Annotated in this window: 15 protein-coding genes and 3 tRNA genes; 13 read left to right on the top strand and 5 right to left on the bottom strand. The window is 62.8% G+C overall.

Features of this window, described 5'->3' with window-relative positions:
- Positions 1-45 precede the first annotated feature (45 nt).
- The 5 genes from era to nagZ all read left to right on the top strand — a co-directional run bounded on the left by era (position 46) and on the right by nagZ (position 4,176).
- The gene (gene era / locus P3T18_RS24930; protein WP_429302638.1) at positions 46-945 is read left to right on the top strand and encodes a GTPase Era; all 900 of its coding nucleotides are present in this window, start codon (positions 46-48) and stop codon (positions 943-945) included.
- A complete protein-coding gene (recO, locus tag P3T18_RS24935) occupies positions 932-1,849 on the top strand; it encodes a DNA repair protein RecO (protein ID WP_429302639.1) in 918 nt (305 codons plus the stop codon). Before era ends, recO begins: the two co-directional genes overlap by 14 nt.
- Positions 1,846-2,610, top strand: coding sequence for a pyridoxine 5'-phosphate synthase (pdxJ, locus tag P3T18_RS24940; protein ID WP_429302640.1), 765 nt, complete (start codon positions 1,846-1,848; stop codon positions 2,608-2,610). Before recO ends, pdxJ begins: the two co-directional genes overlap by 4 nt.
- A gap of 23 nt (positions 2,611-2,633) precedes the next feature.
- On the top strand, positions 2,634-3,077 hold the full coding sequence (gene acpS, locus P3T18_RS24945; RefSeq protein ID WP_429302641.1) for a holo-ACP synthase: 444 nt from the start codon (positions 2,634-2,636) through the stop codon (positions 3,075-3,077).
- A gap of 70 nt (positions 3,078-3,147) precedes the next feature.
- Positions 3,148-4,176 (top strand): beta-N-acetylhexosaminidase, encoded by a 1,029-nt coding sequence (gene nagZ / locus P3T18_RS24950; protein WP_429302642.1) that lies wholly within the window; start codon positions 3,148-3,150, stop codon positions 4,174-4,176.
- A gap of 107 nt (positions 4,177-4,283) precedes the next feature.
- Here the strand turns inward: nagZ and P3T18_RS24955 are convergent, their stop codons facing one another.
- The 4 genes from P3T18_RS24955 to earP form a co-directional block, all read right to left on the bottom strand.
- Positions 4,284-5,666: a sigma-54-dependent transcriptional regulator gene (locus P3T18_RS24955; protein ID WP_429302643.1), complete on the bottom strand. Its 1,383-nt coding sequence runs from the start codon at positions 5,664-5,666 to the stop codon at positions 4,284-4,286.
- 81 nt (positions 5,667-5,747) lie between these two features.
- Positions 5,748-5,954, bottom strand: coding sequence for a CsbD family protein (locus P3T18_RS24960; protein ID WP_429302644.1), 207 nt, complete (start codon positions 5,952-5,954; stop codon positions 5,748-5,750).
- 296 nt (positions 5,955-6,250) lie between these two features.
- On the bottom strand, positions 6,251-6,808 hold the full coding sequence (gene efp, locus P3T18_RS24965) for an elongation factor P (protein WP_429302645.1): 558 nt from the start codon (positions 6,806-6,808) through the stop codon (positions 6,251-6,253).
- A gap of 384 nt (positions 6,809-7,192) precedes the next feature.
- Entirely contained in the window at positions 7,193-8,386 is a 1,194-nt protein-coding gene (gene earP / locus P3T18_RS24970) for an elongation factor P maturation arginine rhamnosyltransferase EarP (RefSeq protein WP_429302646.1), read from the bottom strand.
- 422 nt (positions 8,387-8,808) lie between these two features.
- Between earP and uvrC the strand changes: the two genes are divergently transcribed.
- The 8 genes from uvrC to P3T18_RS25010 all read left to right on the top strand — a co-directional run bounded on the left by uvrC (position 8,809) and on the right by P3T18_RS25010 (position 15,031).
- Positions 8,809-11,004 (top strand): excinuclease ABC subunit UvrC, encoded by a 2,196-nt coding sequence (uvrC, locus tag P3T18_RS24975; RefSeq protein ID WP_429302647.1) that lies wholly within the window; start codon positions 8,809-8,811, stop codon positions 11,002-11,004.
- A gap of 144 nt (positions 11,005-11,148) precedes the next feature.
- Positions 11,149-11,742, top strand: a complete 594-nt coding sequence (gene pgsA, locus P3T18_RS24980) for a CDP-diacylglycerol--glycerol-3-phosphate 3-phosphatidyltransferase (protein ID WP_429302648.1) — start codon at positions 11,149-11,151, stop codon at positions 11,740-11,742.
- Positions 11,743-11,981: 239 nt separating this feature from the next.
- A tRNA-Gly gene (locus P3T18_RS24985) sits at positions 11,982-12,057 on the top strand.
- A gap of 59 nt (positions 12,058-12,116) precedes the next feature.
- Positions 12,117-12,192: transfer RNA gene (locus P3T18_RS24990), tRNA-Gly, on the top strand.
- Positions 12,193-12,297: 105 nt separating this feature from the next.
- Positions 12,298-12,371 (top strand) — tRNA-Cys (locus P3T18_RS24995).
- 133 nt (positions 12,372-12,504) lie between these two features.
- Positions 12,505-13,254 (top strand): TraB/GumN family protein, encoded by a 750-nt coding sequence (locus P3T18_RS25000; protein ID WP_429302649.1) that lies wholly within the window; start codon positions 12,505-12,507, stop codon positions 13,252-13,254.
- Between the two features lie 225 nt (positions 13,255-13,479).
- Positions 13,480-14,460, top strand: a complete 981-nt coding sequence (locus tag P3T18_RS25005; protein ID WP_429302650.1) for a sensor domain-containing diguanylate cyclase — start codon at positions 13,480-13,482, stop codon at positions 14,458-14,460.
- Positions 14,461-14,527: 67 nt separating this feature from the next.
- Positions 14,528-15,031 (top strand): GNAT family N-acetyltransferase, encoded by a 504-nt coding sequence (locus P3T18_RS25010; RefSeq protein WP_429302651.1) that lies wholly within the window; start codon positions 14,528-14,530, stop codon positions 15,029-15,031.
- Between the two features lie 27 nt (positions 15,032-15,058).
- Here P3T18_RS25010 and P3T18_RS25015 read toward each other — a convergent pair whose 3' ends face one another.
- Positions 15,059-15,919, bottom strand: coding sequence for a cytochrome c oxidase assembly protein (locus P3T18_RS25015; RefSeq protein WP_429302652.1), 861 nt, complete (start codon positions 15,917-15,919; stop codon positions 15,059-15,061).
- Between the last annotated feature and the right edge of the window lie 2 nt (positions 15,920-15,921).

Consider the following 15,921-nt stretch of genomic DNA (forward strand, 5'->3'; position numbering starts at 1 on the left):
GCGCGCCCTTGCTGCGCGCCGATCTGAACCTGCCGTAGCCCGACTATGAACGCTCCCACTCCAACTGATTTTCGCTGCGGCATGGTCGCGATCGTCGGCCGCCCGAATGTCGGCAAGTCCACGCTGATGAACGCGCTGGTCGGCCAGAAAGTCAGTATCACGTCGCGCAAGGCGCAGACAACCCGCCATCGCATCACCGGCATTCATACGCTGGAAGATGCGCAGTACATCTTCGTCGATACGCCGGGTTTTCAGACCAAACACAGCGGCGCGCTGAACCGTTCGCTCAACCGCGCGGTCACGTCCACGCTGACGTCGGTCGACGCCATTCTGTTCGTGATCGAGGCCGGCCGTTTCGGTCCGGACGACCAGAAGGTGCTCGACCTGATTCCGCCTTCGGTGCCGACGCTGTTGATTGCTAACAAGCTCGATCGCGTTACCGATAAAGATTCGCTGTTCCCGTTCATGCAGCAGGTCAGCGGTTTGCACAAGTTCGCCGAGATCGTGCCGTTGTCGGCGAAACATCCTGACGACATCAAGCGTCTGATGGCGACCGTCAAGCCCTTCCTGCCGGTCGGTGCGCCGATTTACGGCGAAGACGATCTGACCGATCGCAGCGAACGTTTTCTCGCGGCCGAAATTCTGCGTGAAAAGGTCTTCCGTTGGACCGGCGACGAGCTGCCTTACACCAGCACGGTGCTGATCGACAAGTTCGAGACGGAAGGCCGCCTGCGCCGCATTTTCGCGACGATCATGGTGGACCGCGACATGCACAAGGCAATGATCATCGGCCAGAAGGGCGCCAAGCTGAAGCAGATCAGCACCGAAGCGCGTCTCGACATGGAAAAGCTGTTCGACGGCCCGGTGTATCTGGAAACCTTCATCAAGGTGAAGAGCGGCTGGGCGGACAACGAAGCCGGACTTCGCGCGTATGGGTACGAATGACGCGTGGATGACGCTGAATTCCGACGCTGACCCGGACGATCCGGAGTCGGCCGCGCCGGCACGCGAGCCTTCGAAGCCGGTACGCAACACCAGAAAAACCTCTTCCACGAAGAATGCGCAGGGCGCCGAGGGTGAGTCGCCAAAGGCCGCCCGGGCGCCAGCACCCCGCGCACCGCGCACGTCCGCGTCCGTTTACCGGATCGCGGAGCAACCCGCCTTCGTGCTCCACAGTTATCCCTATCGCGAGACCAGTCTGATCATCGACGTACTGTCGCGCGATCATGGTCGTCTCGCCCTCGTGGCCAAAGGCGCCAAGCGTCCGCATTCGGCATTGCGCGGCGTGCTGCAAACATTTCAGCCGCTCGCGCTGTCGTGGTCGGGCAAATCCGAAGTGCGCACCTTGACCGGCGCCGAGTGGGTGGGCGGCATGTTGCCTCTCGCCGGCGACGCCTTGCTGTGCGGCTTCTACGTCAACGAATTGCTGGTCAAATTTTGCGCGCGGGAAGATCCGCATCCGCAACTGTTTCACCACTACGTCGTCACGATGACGCGCCTCGCACACGACGAACCGCCCGTTCAGGTGCTGCGCTCGTTCGAACGCGTGCTGCTGCGCGAAACGGGTTACGCGATGGCGCTCGATCGCACCGTGACGCGCAAAGCCGTGCAGGCCGACGGCCGCTATGTCTTCGACCCGGAACGCGGCGTGCGCGAAGCCTCTCACGAGTCGCCCGCACAGTGGCCCGTGATTTCAGGGCAGACCTTGCTCGATATGGAAAAGGACGATTACCATCGACCCCAGACCGTCGCGCAAAGCAAAACGCTGATGCGCTTTCTGCTCAACACTTATCTTGGCGGCACGCCGCTCGCGACGCGCCAGATCCTGATCGACTTGCAGAACCTATGAGCTTCTTTCTTACGTCGCCGAATGTCATCGACCTGGGCGTGAACATCGATCACGTCGCCACGCTGCGCAACGCGCGCGGCACGTCGTACCCCGATCCGATCCGTGCCGCCTTGATGGCGGAGGAGGCCGGTGCCGACGTGATCACGCTGCATCTGCGCGAAGACCGCCGTCATATCGTCGACGCCGACGTGCGCGCATTGCGTCCGCTTCTGAAAACGCGCATGAATCTCGAATGCGCGGTCACGCAGGAGATGCTCGATATCGCCTGCGAAGTGCAACCTCACGACGTTTGCCTCGTGCCGGAAAAGCGCCAGGAATTGACCACGGAAGGCGGCCTCGACGTCGCCGGACAATTCGAGGCCGTGCGTGCCGCTTGCAAGCAACTCGCCGAAGCGAACTCCCGCGTCTCGCTCTTCATCGATCCGGACGAAACGCAGATTCGCGCCGCGCACGAAGCGGGTGCACCGGTCATCGAGTTGCACACGGGCCGCTACGCCGAGGCGCACGATCCTGCCGAACAGGAGCGCGAATTCGAGCGCGTCGTGCGTGCCGTCGAATTCGGCGCGACGCTCGGCATCAAGGTCAACGCGGGCCACGGTCTGCACTACACCAACGTCCAGCAGATCGCCGCGATCGACGGCATCGTCGAATTGAACATCGGCCACGCGATCGTCGCGCACGCGATCTTCGCCGGTTGGGAAAACGCCGTGCGCGAGATGAAGGCGATCATGGTCGCCGCCCGTCTCGGCGCGCGCGCCTGATCCGACCCAGGGCGATAACGCACATGGCGATCTACGGCATCGGCACCGACATCGTTCAGGTCAGCCGCGTGGCGGCAGTCATGACTCGTACTAACGGCCGCTTCGCCGAAAAAGTACTCGGTCCGGACGAACTGCGCGTGTATCACGCGCGCCATGCACGTTCGGCCGCGCGCGGCCTGGCATTTCTCGCTACGCGTTTTTCGGCCAAGGAAGCCTTTTCCAAGGCGATCGGCCTCGGCATGCGCTGGCCGATGACGTGGCGCGCGCTGCAAACGCTGAACCATCCGAGCGGCGAACCGATGGTGGTTGCGTCGGGCGAACTGGCGGAATGGCTCGACGCGCGCGGCATCACGGCGCGCGTCACGATCAGCGACGAACGCGACTACGCGGTCTCGTTCGTCATCGCAGAAACCGGGGTCGCACAGCCGGGCGTCAATCCTTCGCCAGGTCCGGCCGCCACCGCGTAAAGCAAGTCTCGAATGCGGTGCATGCCGGCCGCGTCTGTCTTTGTCTCAAGTACTTTCCAGGCACAACCTGATGAAACTCAAACCCGGACCGGTGATGTTCGACGTGGTCGGCAAAACGCTGAACGACGACGACCGACGCCGCCTCGCCCATCCTATGACCGGCGGCGTGATTCTGTTCGCGCGCCACTACGAAAACCGCGCGCAACTGATCGAGCTGACCGAGGCCATTCGCGCCATACGTGACGATCTGCTGATTGCCGTCGACCACGAAGGCGGCCGCGTCCAGCGTTTTCGCACCGACGGTTTCACCGTGCTGCCCTCGATGGGCAAACTCGGCGTGCTGTGGGATAGCGACGTGTTGCACGCCACCAAGGTCACGACGGCGGTCGGCTACATTCTCGCCGCTGAACTGCGTGCTTGCGGCATCGACATGAGCTTTACGCCGGTGCTCGACCTGAATTACGGGCAGTCGCAAGTGATCGGCGACCGCGCGTTTCATCGCGATCCGCGCGTCGTGACGCTGCTTGCCAAGAGCCTCAATCACGGTCTGATGCTGGCCGGCATGAGCAACTGCGGCAAGCATTTCCCCGGACATGGTTTCGCGCAGGCGGACTCGCATGTGGCCATGCCGGTCGACGATCGCCCGCTCGACGAGATTCTGCGTGACGACGTCGCGCCGTACGACTGGCTCGGCTTGTCGCTGAGCGCCGTGTTGCCGGCTCACGTGGTCTATCCGCAAGTCGACGCGAAGCCGGCGGGTTTTTCGCGCGTCTGGTTGCAGGACATTCTGCGTAAGAAGCTTCGATTCGACGGCGCTATCTTTAGCGACGATCTGTCGATGGAAGCCGCGCGCCAGGGCGGCACGCTCACCGAAGGTGCGAGCGCCGCATTGCAGGCGGGTTGCGACATGGTGCTGATCTGCAATCAGCCGGCGGAGGCGGAAAAGGTGCTCGACGCGCTGCGCTTCACGCCGTCGAAGGAATCGCAGCAACGCCTCAAACGGATGCGGCCGCGCGGCAAGGCGCTGACGTGGAGCAAACTCGTCGCCGATCCGCAGTATCTGCAAGCGCAAACCTTGTTGCGCAGCGCGTTCGCCTAGACGCAATAACGAACGCGCGCTGCGTGTTCGGCCTGTCAGACAAACAGAACGAGTAATAAAAAACGGCGCCTCATTGAGGCGCCGTTTTTCATTCAGCGGGGTTCGACCTAGTTCAGCCGCATCCGCTGCAGTTTGTTGTACAGCGTCTTCGGACTGATTCCGAGCAGCGATGCCGCGCGATGTCGTGTGCCGCCGACCGCGTCGAGCGTCGCGCGAATCAGCATCTCTTCGACGTCCGCGAGCGGCGTACCGACCGTCACCTGAACGCGGCTGCCGTTCAGGTCGCGGCCATTGGCGGAGCCGGCTTCGTCGGCGCGCAGGGATTCCAGCACGTCGCCGGACGCGTGATAGGCGCGCCGTACGCGTTCCTGCAATTCGCGCACGTTGCCCGGCCACTCGTACGAAAGACACTCGCGCAGGAAATTCGGCCCGATCTGCTTGACGGCATCGGCGGTGCCGCGCGCAGCGGCCTCGTGATTCAACTCGTCGACGGTGGCCTGCGCGATCAGCGCGGCATCTTCGCCGCGTTCGCGCAGCGGCGGCAATGCGACGGCCGCAGCTTCCAGACGCAGGGCGAGATCTTCATGCAGGCTGCCATCGGCGACGGCCGCGCGCGGCGGCTTGCGCGTTGACGCGATCAGGCGGAAATCGGTCACCACCTGATGCGTACCACCGACGCGCATGAACGTTTGCGAATCGAGCGCGCGCAGCAGCGCTTCCTGCTGGGCGCGTGGCAGTTCCGCGATTTCGTCGATGAACAGCGTGCCGCCGGTTGCCTGTTCGAACAGACCGGGTTCGCGTTGCTCGGCGCCGCTGAACGCGCCGCGTTCATGGCCGAACAGCAGGCTGTCGAGCGAACGCTGCGCCGCCATGCTATTGGCGGTGCGGCAGTCGAAGGTCACGAACGGACCTTTGCGGCGGCGGCTCATGTCGTGCAGCGTGCGCGCCGCAACCTGCTTGCCGGTGCCGGCTTCTCCCGAAATCAGCACGGCGGCTTCCGTCGGCGCAATGTGTTCGATCGTGTCGTAGACATGCTGAATCGCGCCGCTGCGGCCGAGTAGGGCGCCGAAACGGCCGAGTTGACGCAAGGACGCGCGCAGCGTCTGTACTTCTTCCGTCAGTTCGTACGGACGCGGAATACGCGCCAGCAGACTGCGCAGTCTCGGAATATTGACCGGCTTCAGCAGGTAGTCCCAGATGCCATGCCGCAAGCCTTCGATGGCACTTTCGACGGTGGCATTACCGGTCATCACGATGACCGGAAGCGCACCGCCCGGCGGATGGGCAGGAAGGTGTTGCAGCACGTCGAGGCCGCTGCCGTCTGGCAGGTTCAGGTCGACCAGCACGACGTCGGGAATGAAGCGCGTCAGAGCCGACCGGGCCTCGGCGATGGTCGTCGCGGTGTCGACGGAAAAGCCGTCGGCGGCAAGGATGGCGGACAGGCCTGACAGGCTATTAGGATCGTCTTCAACAATCAGGGCGTGTGGCATAGCGAGGCGCAGTTTTTAGATTGAGGGATTTCCGCACGCGACGCCGGCAGGGCGGCGCCGCGCGGGCGTGTTGCTGGCCGGTCAGAAATGACGATTGCTGTCGAAAAAGCGCCGGACTTCCAGCTCCGCCTGTTCGCGTGTCTTGCCGTACCGTTCCTGGATCAGGCCGGTCAGCTTTTCCGCGCGGCCTTCAGCCTTGGTCAGTTCGTCGTCCGTCAACTCGCCCCATGCTGTCTTGGCTTTGCCGATCATTTGCTTCCACTTGCCTTCAGCGATGTCGTTATTCATGTCGCTTCTCCGGAGGTGAAAAAATAAAAGCCAAAAAGGCTATGACAGCAATGAAGCATGGAGCGTGCCACAGTCATTTACTTAAGCTTATCAATGGATTGGCGACGACTACACCGGAACATATCTACAGCGGACTGGCAATTTCGATAAACCTACCGGTAAAGATTTCCTTAACCATACAGGTTGGCAACAAAAAGAAAAAGCGCCCACGAAGGGGCGCTTTTTTTTCCGATTTTTGTCGCTGATTCCGCCGCGAAGCCGGAGAGCCTCCGGCGCGGCGAAAGAGCGGCCGACGCTTACGCGCGGCTACGGTACTCGTGCGTACGCGTGTCGATTTCGATCTTGTCGCCGATGTTGCAGAAGAGCGGCACTTGCAGTTCGAAGCCGGTGTTCAGCTTGGCGTTCTTCAGCACCTTGCCCGACGACGTGTCGCCCTTGACTGCCGGTTCCGTGTAGATGATTTCGCGGACCAGCGTGGTCGGCAGTTCGACCGAAATGGCTTTCTCGTTGTAGAACACGACTTCGCAAGCCATGCCGTCTTCGAGGTAATGAAGGGCGTCGCCCATCATTTCGCCTTCGACTTCGAACTGGTTGTAGTCGGCGTCCATGAACACGTACATCGGGTCAGCGAAGTACGAGTACGTGACTTCCTTGCGTTCCAGCACAACGACGTCGAACTTGTCGTCGGCCTTGTACACGTTTTCCATGCCTGCGCCGGTCAGCAGGTTCTTGAACTTCATCTTCACGACGGCGGAGTTGCGGCCCGACTTGTTGTATTCGGCCTTTTGCACGACCATCGCGTCGCTGCCGATCATCACGACGTTACCGGTGCGGAGTTCCTGTGCGGTCTTCATAAAACTGTCCTGTACGAATTAAGTAGCTTCAACTGTGCTCAACGGCATACGGCGCAAGCGGCTTCGGCGCTTTTCGCACCGCGGTGCCGCGCAAGGCGGCCGTTCCGTGGATAGTGCGAAAAGCGTGGCCGGCATTCGTGGAGACTCGCGGCATGTTTGCCAAGCCGCATTGGGCTCTGCAAGCATCACAAACTCCACTGCAATCCGTTACCTGCTTTTTTACCCTGTGCGGGCGTGTACACGAGTGGCGCCGATTGACAGCATGCGCCCCATTTCCGACATTTCTGCCAGTTTGCCGCCGCACGTATTGCTTGCATGCACGAGCGGCTACGGGGAATTGCTGCGATCGGGCCGCGCTTGCGTCGTCGGCCGTTGGATAACCGCTTATTTTAACTGAGTTTTTGCGAACAAGGCCAGATTTCCGGCGAGGTCGCCGACTTGCGCAAGTTCCGCCGCCCATTCGGCCGCGCGCGACGTGAAAGATGCGCGGTGGCGCTGGAAATCCGCCCAGTCGGGCTGGCCGACGCCGTTCCAGGCGTGCCAGAAGCGTCCGAGTGCGGCGCGGGCGTCGTCGGGCAGGGGGCGGGTGTAGTGCGCCAGCGCGGCGTCGAGCTTGGGCAGATGAGCGTCGTCCACCTGCGGATAGATGTGCCAGACGAACGGTTTGGCCGCCCATTGGGCGCGCACGAAGGAATCTTCGCCGCGTACGAAATTGATGTCGCTGGCCCAGAGCAGGGCGTCGTAGCCGGTCTGTTCTGTGAAGCCCAGCGCGTGAGCGCTCAGGCTGCCGCGCTCGGCATGCGTGCCGGCGGCGAACGTAGCCGTGCCGAAAAAACGCGCCACCGCGCCGGAAATCCGGCCTTCCGGCACCAGTAGCACGACGGGTGCGTCGCTATCGCGCCATTGTTCGAGCAGACTGTCCACGGCGGGATTTTCGTAGGCGAACAGCGAGATGACGGTGGTCGCGGCGGACGGCGTCGCGCGACCTGTGGTGTCGCGCCACCAGGCGTCGCGTGCTGCCGGCGAACGCTCGAAATCCGCGCGTGCCGCGTCGAGATGCCGTTCTTTCAGTACGCCGCCGGTGCCGGGGCCGAGTCCGGGAAAGAAAAACGTTTTGGTGAGCGGATAGCGCGGATGCGGCGACGGCCGCAGATGGAAGTCGGCGACCCAGTCTTCGGCGCTCAGATATTCGAGGTTGAACCACACCGGCGCGCGCTCGCGCTGCGCCATCGCCGCGACGTAGACCGACGGCAACTCGCAGGCGAATGCCTCGATCACGATGTCGGCGACTTCGAGCGTATCGCCCGCATGCTCGGGTTCATGCCAATGTTCGACGACGATACTGCCCACCTTCTGACGCGCGCGATCCAGCGCGAGCGCCGGGCAGAGCTTCTGGAATGCGTGCAGATCGTCGACGAAGACGCGCACCTGCCAGCCATGCTCGCCTGCCAGCTGACGGGCGAGGCGCCAGCACACGCCGATGTCGCCGAAATTGTCGATCACCGCGCAGAAGATATCGCAGGCAATCGCGCCGGGCGCGGTCGTGGTGGGCTCGGAAGACGACGGAATAGAGGACATGGTGGTCTGGGTCGCGGACTGCGTCAGGTTGAAACAGGCGGAGCGGCGGCGCGGGCGCGTGACGAATGCGTTGCCGGTTGTCGGTTGTCGGCCGCGCCGACGCGGCACGTCGGGCCGAGCTTACGCAAAGGTGCGCGCGATCGGTGAAGCGATTCAATCCGGCACGAATCGAACGCGCGCGGAATGCTCTAAACTGGCGATTCTAAAGCACACTTCGGCGCGCGTCGCGCACGGTCAGGTGAAGGCCGGCGGTTCGTCCGCAAATGGTTCGCAGGCGCGATCAGCTGCCACGTTTGCCACGCCTGCGGCGCGCGGGCGTTAGGCACCGCATGGGGCTCAAGCGAAGCCCAAACGCGACCCAGGCGCGCCCCGAGTGCGACAGAAACACCAAGAGACATCGCTCCACATTCAATCGATCCTGCATGACCGAACCCGAAGCAACCGACGATTTCGAGCCGAAAAAAGTGCTCGCCCAACTGCCGCATCTGCCCGGCGTCTATCGCTATTACGATAGTCAGGGCGCGGTGCTGTATGTCGGCAAGGCGCGCGACCTCAAGAAGCGTGTGTCGAGCTACTTCACGAAAACGCAGCTGTCGCCGCGCATCGCGATGATGGTGACGCGGATCGCGCGCATCGAAACGACGGTCACGCGTTCCGAGGCCGAAGCGCTGCTGCTCGAGAACAACCTGATCAAGGCGCTGGCGCCGCGTTACAACATTCTGTTCCGCGACGACAAGTCATATCCGTATCTCAAGCTCACCGGCCACAAATTTCCGCGCATGGCGTACTACCGCGGTTCGGTGGATCGCAAGAACCAGTATTTCGGACCGTTCCCGAGTGCATGGGCCGTGCGCGAGAGCATCCAGATCCTGCAGCGCGTCTTCCAGTTGCGTACCTGCGAAGATTCCGTGTTCAACAATCGCACGCGTCCGTGTCTGCTGCATCAGATCAGCCGTTGCACGGCGCCGTGCGTGGCGGCGATCAGCGAAGAAGATTACGCGCGCGATGTCGCCAACGCTTCGCGCTTTCTGCTGGGTCGGCAAGGCGAGGTGATGAAGGAACTCGAACAGAAGATGCACGCGTTCGCGAGCGATCTGAAGTTCGAGCAGGCCGCTGCCGTGCGCAACCAGATGAGCTCGCTGTCCACCGTGTTGCACCAGCAGGCGATCGAGGTCGGCAGCGATAGCGACGTCGACATTCTCGCCGTGGTGGCGCTGGGTGGTCGCGTCTGCGTGAATCTGGCGATGGTGCGCGGCGGCCGGCATCTCGGCGACAAAGCCTATTTCCCGGCGCACGTGGAAAGCGCCTTGACGGTCGACGAAGGCGGTCTCGAAGAGGGCGTCGGCGACGCCGAACTGGCCACCACTTCGACCGACGCAGCCGATCGCGCGGAGCAGGCCGCGGCGACCGCCGACGCGCTGGCCATCGCGCAAGACATGCCGTCCGAAGACGATGACGACGAACAGGAAGCCGCCGCCGACGCCATCGACGTTACTGCCGACCCCGCTGCCAACGGCGAAGAGGACGATTTCGCGGAACGACCGGCGCGCGGCAAGCGCCGTGCTGCGGGAGGTATCGAATCCGAAGTCCTCGAAGCGTTCATCGCGCAGCACTATCTCGGCAATCGCGTACCGCCCGTGCTGGTGGTCAGCCACGCGCCCGCGACGCGCGAACTCGTCGACGTGCTGATCGAGCAGGCCGGTCACAAGGTGACCGTGCTGCGTCAGCCGCAAGGTCAGCGTCGCGCGTGGCTCGCGATGGCCGAACAGAACGCGCGCCTCGCGCTTGCCCGGCTGCTCTCCGAGCAAGGCTCGCAGCAGGCGCGCACGCGCGCGCTCACCGACACGCTCGGCATGGAATGCGACGACCTCGCGCATCTGCGCATCGAGTGCTTCGACATCAGCCATACGATGGGCGAAGCGACGCAGGCGTCGTGCGTGGTCTATCACCATCACAAGATGCAGTCGTCGGAATACCGCCGCTACAACATCACGGGCATCACGCCCGGCGACGATTACGCGGCGATGCGGCAGGTGCTGATGCGCCGCTACGAAAAAATGGTAGCGCAGGCTGCCGCCAATGCCGCCGACGAAGCCGCGGAACTGCAAACCGACGCAGCCGCCGATCCTGCTCTTGCGGCCGACGCTGCGGAGCCTGCGGCGGCCGGCGGCATTCTGCCGACGATCGTATTGATCGACGGCGGCAAGGGCCAGGTCGAAATGGCGCGTCAGGTGTTCACCGAGCTGGGCCTCGACACGGGCATGCTGGTCGGTGTCGCGAAAGGCGAGGGGCGCAAGGTCGGCCTCGAAACCCTGATTTTCGCGGACGGCCGCGCGCCGCTCGAACTCGGCAAGGAAAGTGCAGCCCTGATGTTGGTTGCGCAGATCCGCGACGAGGCGCACCGGTTTGCCATCACCGGCATGCGCGCGAAACGCGCCAAGACGCGGCAGACTTCGCGTCTCGAAGAACTCGAGGGCGTGGGCGCCAAACGCCGTCAGCGGTTGCTTGCGCGCTTCGGCGGATTGCGCGGCGTGGTGGCCGCCAGCGTGGAAGATCTCGCGAGTGTCGAAGGCATTTCGCAAGCACTGGCAGAGCAGATCTACCGGCAATTGCATTGAACACGGCGGCGCAAGGCGCGTTGCCGCGGGGCTGGATACCTGCACTGGACGGCGCGCGCGGCAGGCCTCGCGCGCCGCTTTGCTTGTGGCAGGCCTTGTGACACGGCACAATTGCATCTCCCTTGCCAGACGCTGCGCCTGCCCATGCCGTTTAATTTTCCGATTTTCCTGACCTGGCTGCGAATCGTGCTGATCCCGCTCGTCGTCGGCGTGTTTTACTTGCCCGACATGATGATGAGCCCGGCGCACCGCAATCTGGCTGCCGCAACGATCTTCATTCTGGCGGCGCTCACCGACTGGTTCGACGGCTTTCTCGCGCGTAAGTGGAACCAGACGTCGGCGTTCGGCGCGTTCCTCGATCCGGTCGCCGACAAGCTGATGGTCACGGCCGCGCTGCTCGTGCTGGTGCAACTCACTCGTATCGATTCGGCAATCGCGCTGGTCATCGTGGGTCGCGAGATCGCCATCTCGGCATTGCGCGAATGGATGGCGCAGATCGGCGCGTCGAAAAGCGTCGCGGTGAATTCGCTTGGCAAGTTCAAGACGGTTTGTCAGATGGTCGCCATTCCGATGCTGCTGTTCTACGGCCCGTTGTCTTTCGGCGGTGGGCTCGTCGTGGACACACGCGTGTGGGGACTGTGGCTGATCTATCTGGCCGCCTTCCTGACGATCTGGTCCATGCTGTATTACATGAAGCTCGCGTGGCCGCAAATCCGCGAGCGAGGCGGCGTTGCATGACCGAAATGACGGTCATGATTGCGTGATTCGCCGTAACGTATTGATGCCGCGAGAAAATTTTGTGCGAATGCATCTCAGCCGCTATGAGTGAAATCTTTTCCGCAAAAGACATTCGCAAAAGGGGTTGACACGTTTCAGTCGTTTCTCCATAATCTCGTTTCTCCGATGCACGCAGTACGAAGCGCCGGGCGAAGTAAGGCATCAGTAGCAGTGAATTGGCAGCAGTTAAGCAGTAATACGCGGGAGTAGCTCAGTTGGTAGAGCGCAACCTTGCCAAGGTTGAGGTCGCGAGTTCGAGCCTCGTCTCCCGCTCCAGTTTTTAAAGCACCGCGTTGTTTGGCAGAGTAGTGCAAGGCGTTGTGAAGCAGTGCAATGCGGGAGTAGCTCAGTTGGTAGAGCGCAACCTTGCCAAGGTTGAGGTCGCGAGTTCGAGCCTCGTCTCCCGCTCCATACTTAAGGGGAAGCAACGCTTCCCTTTTTGTTTGGTGGGTCAGTCGTGTAGATAGACCGCCAGACAGAATCTGCGAGCCTGAAGCTAGGTTCCAGTCCGCTTGCGGCGCGATAGCAAAGCGGTTATGCAGCGGCCTGCAAAGCCGTTTAGGCCGGTTCGACTCCGGCTCGCGCCTCCAGTAGTTGATGTGAAGAAAAGCCCCGACCTGTCGGGGCTTTTCTTTTTTGCGCCGTCGATTTGTCGCCTGTGCACCGGCAGTGCGGCACAATGCGCCGGTCAACATCCAACTCGCCTGTCTCTATCGAGGTCGCATGTACCTGCAACTCACCGGCACGCAGGTTCGTCTGCTCGGGTCGATGCATCTGTTTCCCGCAACGAGTCGTCGGACGCCGCCATGGATTGCCGACGCCTACGACTGGGCCGAAGAACTCGTCTTCGAATCCGATCCGCCGACCATCCTGCCGTTTCTGACCGCGCAATCCACGAACGCCGCCGCGCCGCTGTCGTCCGTGCTGCCCGTCGACGTATGGAGCCAACTGCAGGCGGTCTGGCCGACGGAAGGGCCGCTGGCGCCGCTCTCGACCTTACGCCCTTGGGCCGCGTTGATCGTCGCGCCGACGCTGTTTCAGCAGGTCGTCGAAGGCGTCGAGCCGCGACTGTTACGCTCGGCGGCCGCGCAGGGCAAGCCGTTTCGGTATCTCGAGACCGCGCATGATGTCGCGAACTCGCTCGAGTCGATTCCGCTCGCAGCAATTGCCGACGCGCTGGCTCTGCTGATGTCCGACACCACCGAGCCTCAACGCACGCTCGAACGGATGCACGACGCGTGGCTGCACGGCGATCTGCAGGCCGTGCACCATATCGCCGTCGAATCGCCGATGTTCAATCTGCCCGGCATTCGCGACGCGATTCTCGACGCGCGCAATCGTGCGTGGGCCACGCGTATCCACGCCTTGCTCGGGCGTTCGGAGCGCACTCTGGTGGTCGTCGGGGCGCTGCATCTGTGCGGACCGGCCAATCTGATCGACTGTCTGGGCGTGCCCGCCGAGCCGCTTTTTTAAGCGCCTGGCGGATTCGGCCTGGTGGCGGCCGTACCGTCGTTCGCGCGCAAAAGCCCGCAGCGCGGGCCTTGCGTCGATTCAATGATGCGGAACTTGAAGCCGCCAACTCAATCCCACCCTTAAGCTGGCCGCTATACACTATGAGCGAGCCGGTGCTTTGTCGACGCGCGGCCGTCGGGCCCGTCGAATCAGGAACGCGAGATTGGAACAGGAGACAGGAACACGATGCATGTGCCACCGACCCCCATCAATGAAAGCGCCCGTCTCGACACGTTGCGCGCGTTGAATATTCTCGATACGTCGCCGGAAGAGCGCTTCGACCGTCTGACGCGGCTCGCCAAGCGGTTATTCGGCGTGCCCATTGCACTCGTAAGTCTCGTCGACGCCGACCGACAGTGGTTCAAATCGTGTGTGGGCTTGTCCGCGAGCGAAACGGCGCGCGACATTTCGTTTTGCGCGCATGCGATCGTCGGCGACGAAATTCTGACTGTCCCCGACGCGTCGATCGACGTGCGTTTCCACGACAACCCGCTCGTCACGAGCGCGCCGAATATCCGCTTTTACGCCGGCTGTCCGCTGACGGTCGCCAACGGCAGCAAACTGGGAACGCTGTGTCTGATCGACATGAAGCCGCGCGAACTCGACGCCGAAGAGTGCGACCTGCTGCGCGATCTGGCGCGTATGGCCGAACAGGAACTGGCCGCCGTGCAACTGGCCACGCTCGACGATCTGACGCTGCTCTCGAACCGTCGCGGATTCGAATCGCTGGCGCAACACGCGCTCAACGTCTGCAAGCGGCTCGACAAGCCGGCGTCGCTGCTGTTTTTTGATCTGAACGACTTCAAGCAGATCAACGACACCTTCGGTCACGCGGAGGGCGACCGCGCCTTGACGAACTTTGCGGAAGTGCTGCGCCACGCGCTGCGCGAGAGCGATGTGATCGGGCGGCTCGGCGGCGATGAGTTCGTCGCGTTGCTGACCAATTCCAGCAGCGCGGAAACCGAGGAAGTCACGCGGCGGCTCAAACTGGCGCTGGATGTGCGCAACGCCGAAGCGCAACGCGGCTACGAGATCCGCTTCAGCGTGGGACAAATTCAATACGACCCGGCCTCGCATGGGTCGATTTCCGAATTGCTCGCGGCCGCCGACACGGCGATGTACAGCCACAAACAGGCCTCGAAGGCGCGCGCGGCACGTCGCGGCTGAGGGCGGCTTCTGCGGCATAATTGCGCGTCGTCGCCGTCCGTAGCGGCGCGTTTTCTGAAGCCTTTTCATGACCGACTCGCAGCACACTGCCGCCTCGCGGCTTGCCCAACTCGAATGGCGCTGGAAATCCTTCGACAGGCTCGACACCTTCGAAGTGTATGAAATGCTGGCCGCGCGCAGCGCGGTCTTCGTCATCGAGCAGAATTGCCTGTACGGCGATATCGACGGACTCGACCTCGACGCATGGCATCTGCTCGTGTTCGGTCCGCAGGCGGACGCAGGCCAGCGCGCGCCGCTCGCAGGCTATCTGCGCGTGCTGCTGCCCGACGCAGATGAAAGCGATATCCGCATCGGCCGCGTACTCACCACCGCCCAGTTCCGCGGAATCAAGCTCGGCAACGCCATGCTCGAACGCGCGCTGTCGCATATCCGTGCGCAGTGGCCAGGCACGCCGGTTCGGCTGCATGCACAGGCGCATCTGCAAGGCTTCTACGGCGCATTCGGCTTCGCGCCGATTTCAGACATCCACGAAGAGGACGGTATTCCGCACGTCTGGATGCGTTCGGCCTGAGTTTCCGGCGCGGCGCGTGACGACGCGCTACGCGGCGGCAGAGTGGGCAGGTCGTGATTTCGCGCGCCGTTCGCTACGCAAACGTCCACGTGCGGAGAGACGCATCCAGTGACGCAGCGCCAGCAGCGCGCCGATCACGCTCATCATCGAACCCGGAATCCACAGCAACAGCCCGCCGATCTGCTGATCGCGCATCGGGCTCAGCCAGGTGAAGGCGCGGCCGCAGATCGAATAGATCGGATACAACTCGTGCGGCGTGAAGAAGATAAAAGCGCCGAGCATGATCTGCGGCGGGATGGCCGCGATCACCACGAGGACACGTTTGCCCGGCGACAGACGTGCCGGCGGCGCAGGCCGCGGATCGAGCACGAGCCACCAGAACAGCAGTCCGTCGATCACCATGCTCCAGTTCATCACGCGATAAAGCCGCCAGTCGAGCATCGCGACGAAATGAATGGGCGACATCAGCCAGAAGTAAATCAGTCCGACGAACAGCGTGACCGCGACCACCGGATGCATCACCATGTCGAGTAGTTTCCGCACGACCGGCGTGGCGAGCGCCGGACGGACGAAGCGTTGTCGCCAGCCGAACGGAATGCCGGCTTTGAGCGCGGCGCCCGGATACGACAGCGCAATGAAAAACGGCCCGAGGTGATGCAGCACCAGATGCTGCGCGCGATGCATGAAAAACTCGTGCTCGAAGAAATAGTCGAGCCGCGTATGCAGGGCGACGTAGAGCGCGACGAGTCCGAACCAGAACGACACGCGTCGCGCGACCGACACGCGGGCCTTGCGCGCGCCGCGCACAAACAGGATCGCCGGCACCAGCAGGGCGATCACGACGGTCGGCGAGAATTCCCACGGATCGAGCCAGTAGAGCAGGTTCATTG

It is taken from the genome of Paraburkholderia sp. GAS199, from assembly GCF_050436585.1.
In the GTDB taxonomy this organism is placed as follows: Bacteria; Pseudomonadota; Gammaproteobacteria; order Burkholderiales; family Burkholderiaceae; genus Paraburkholderia.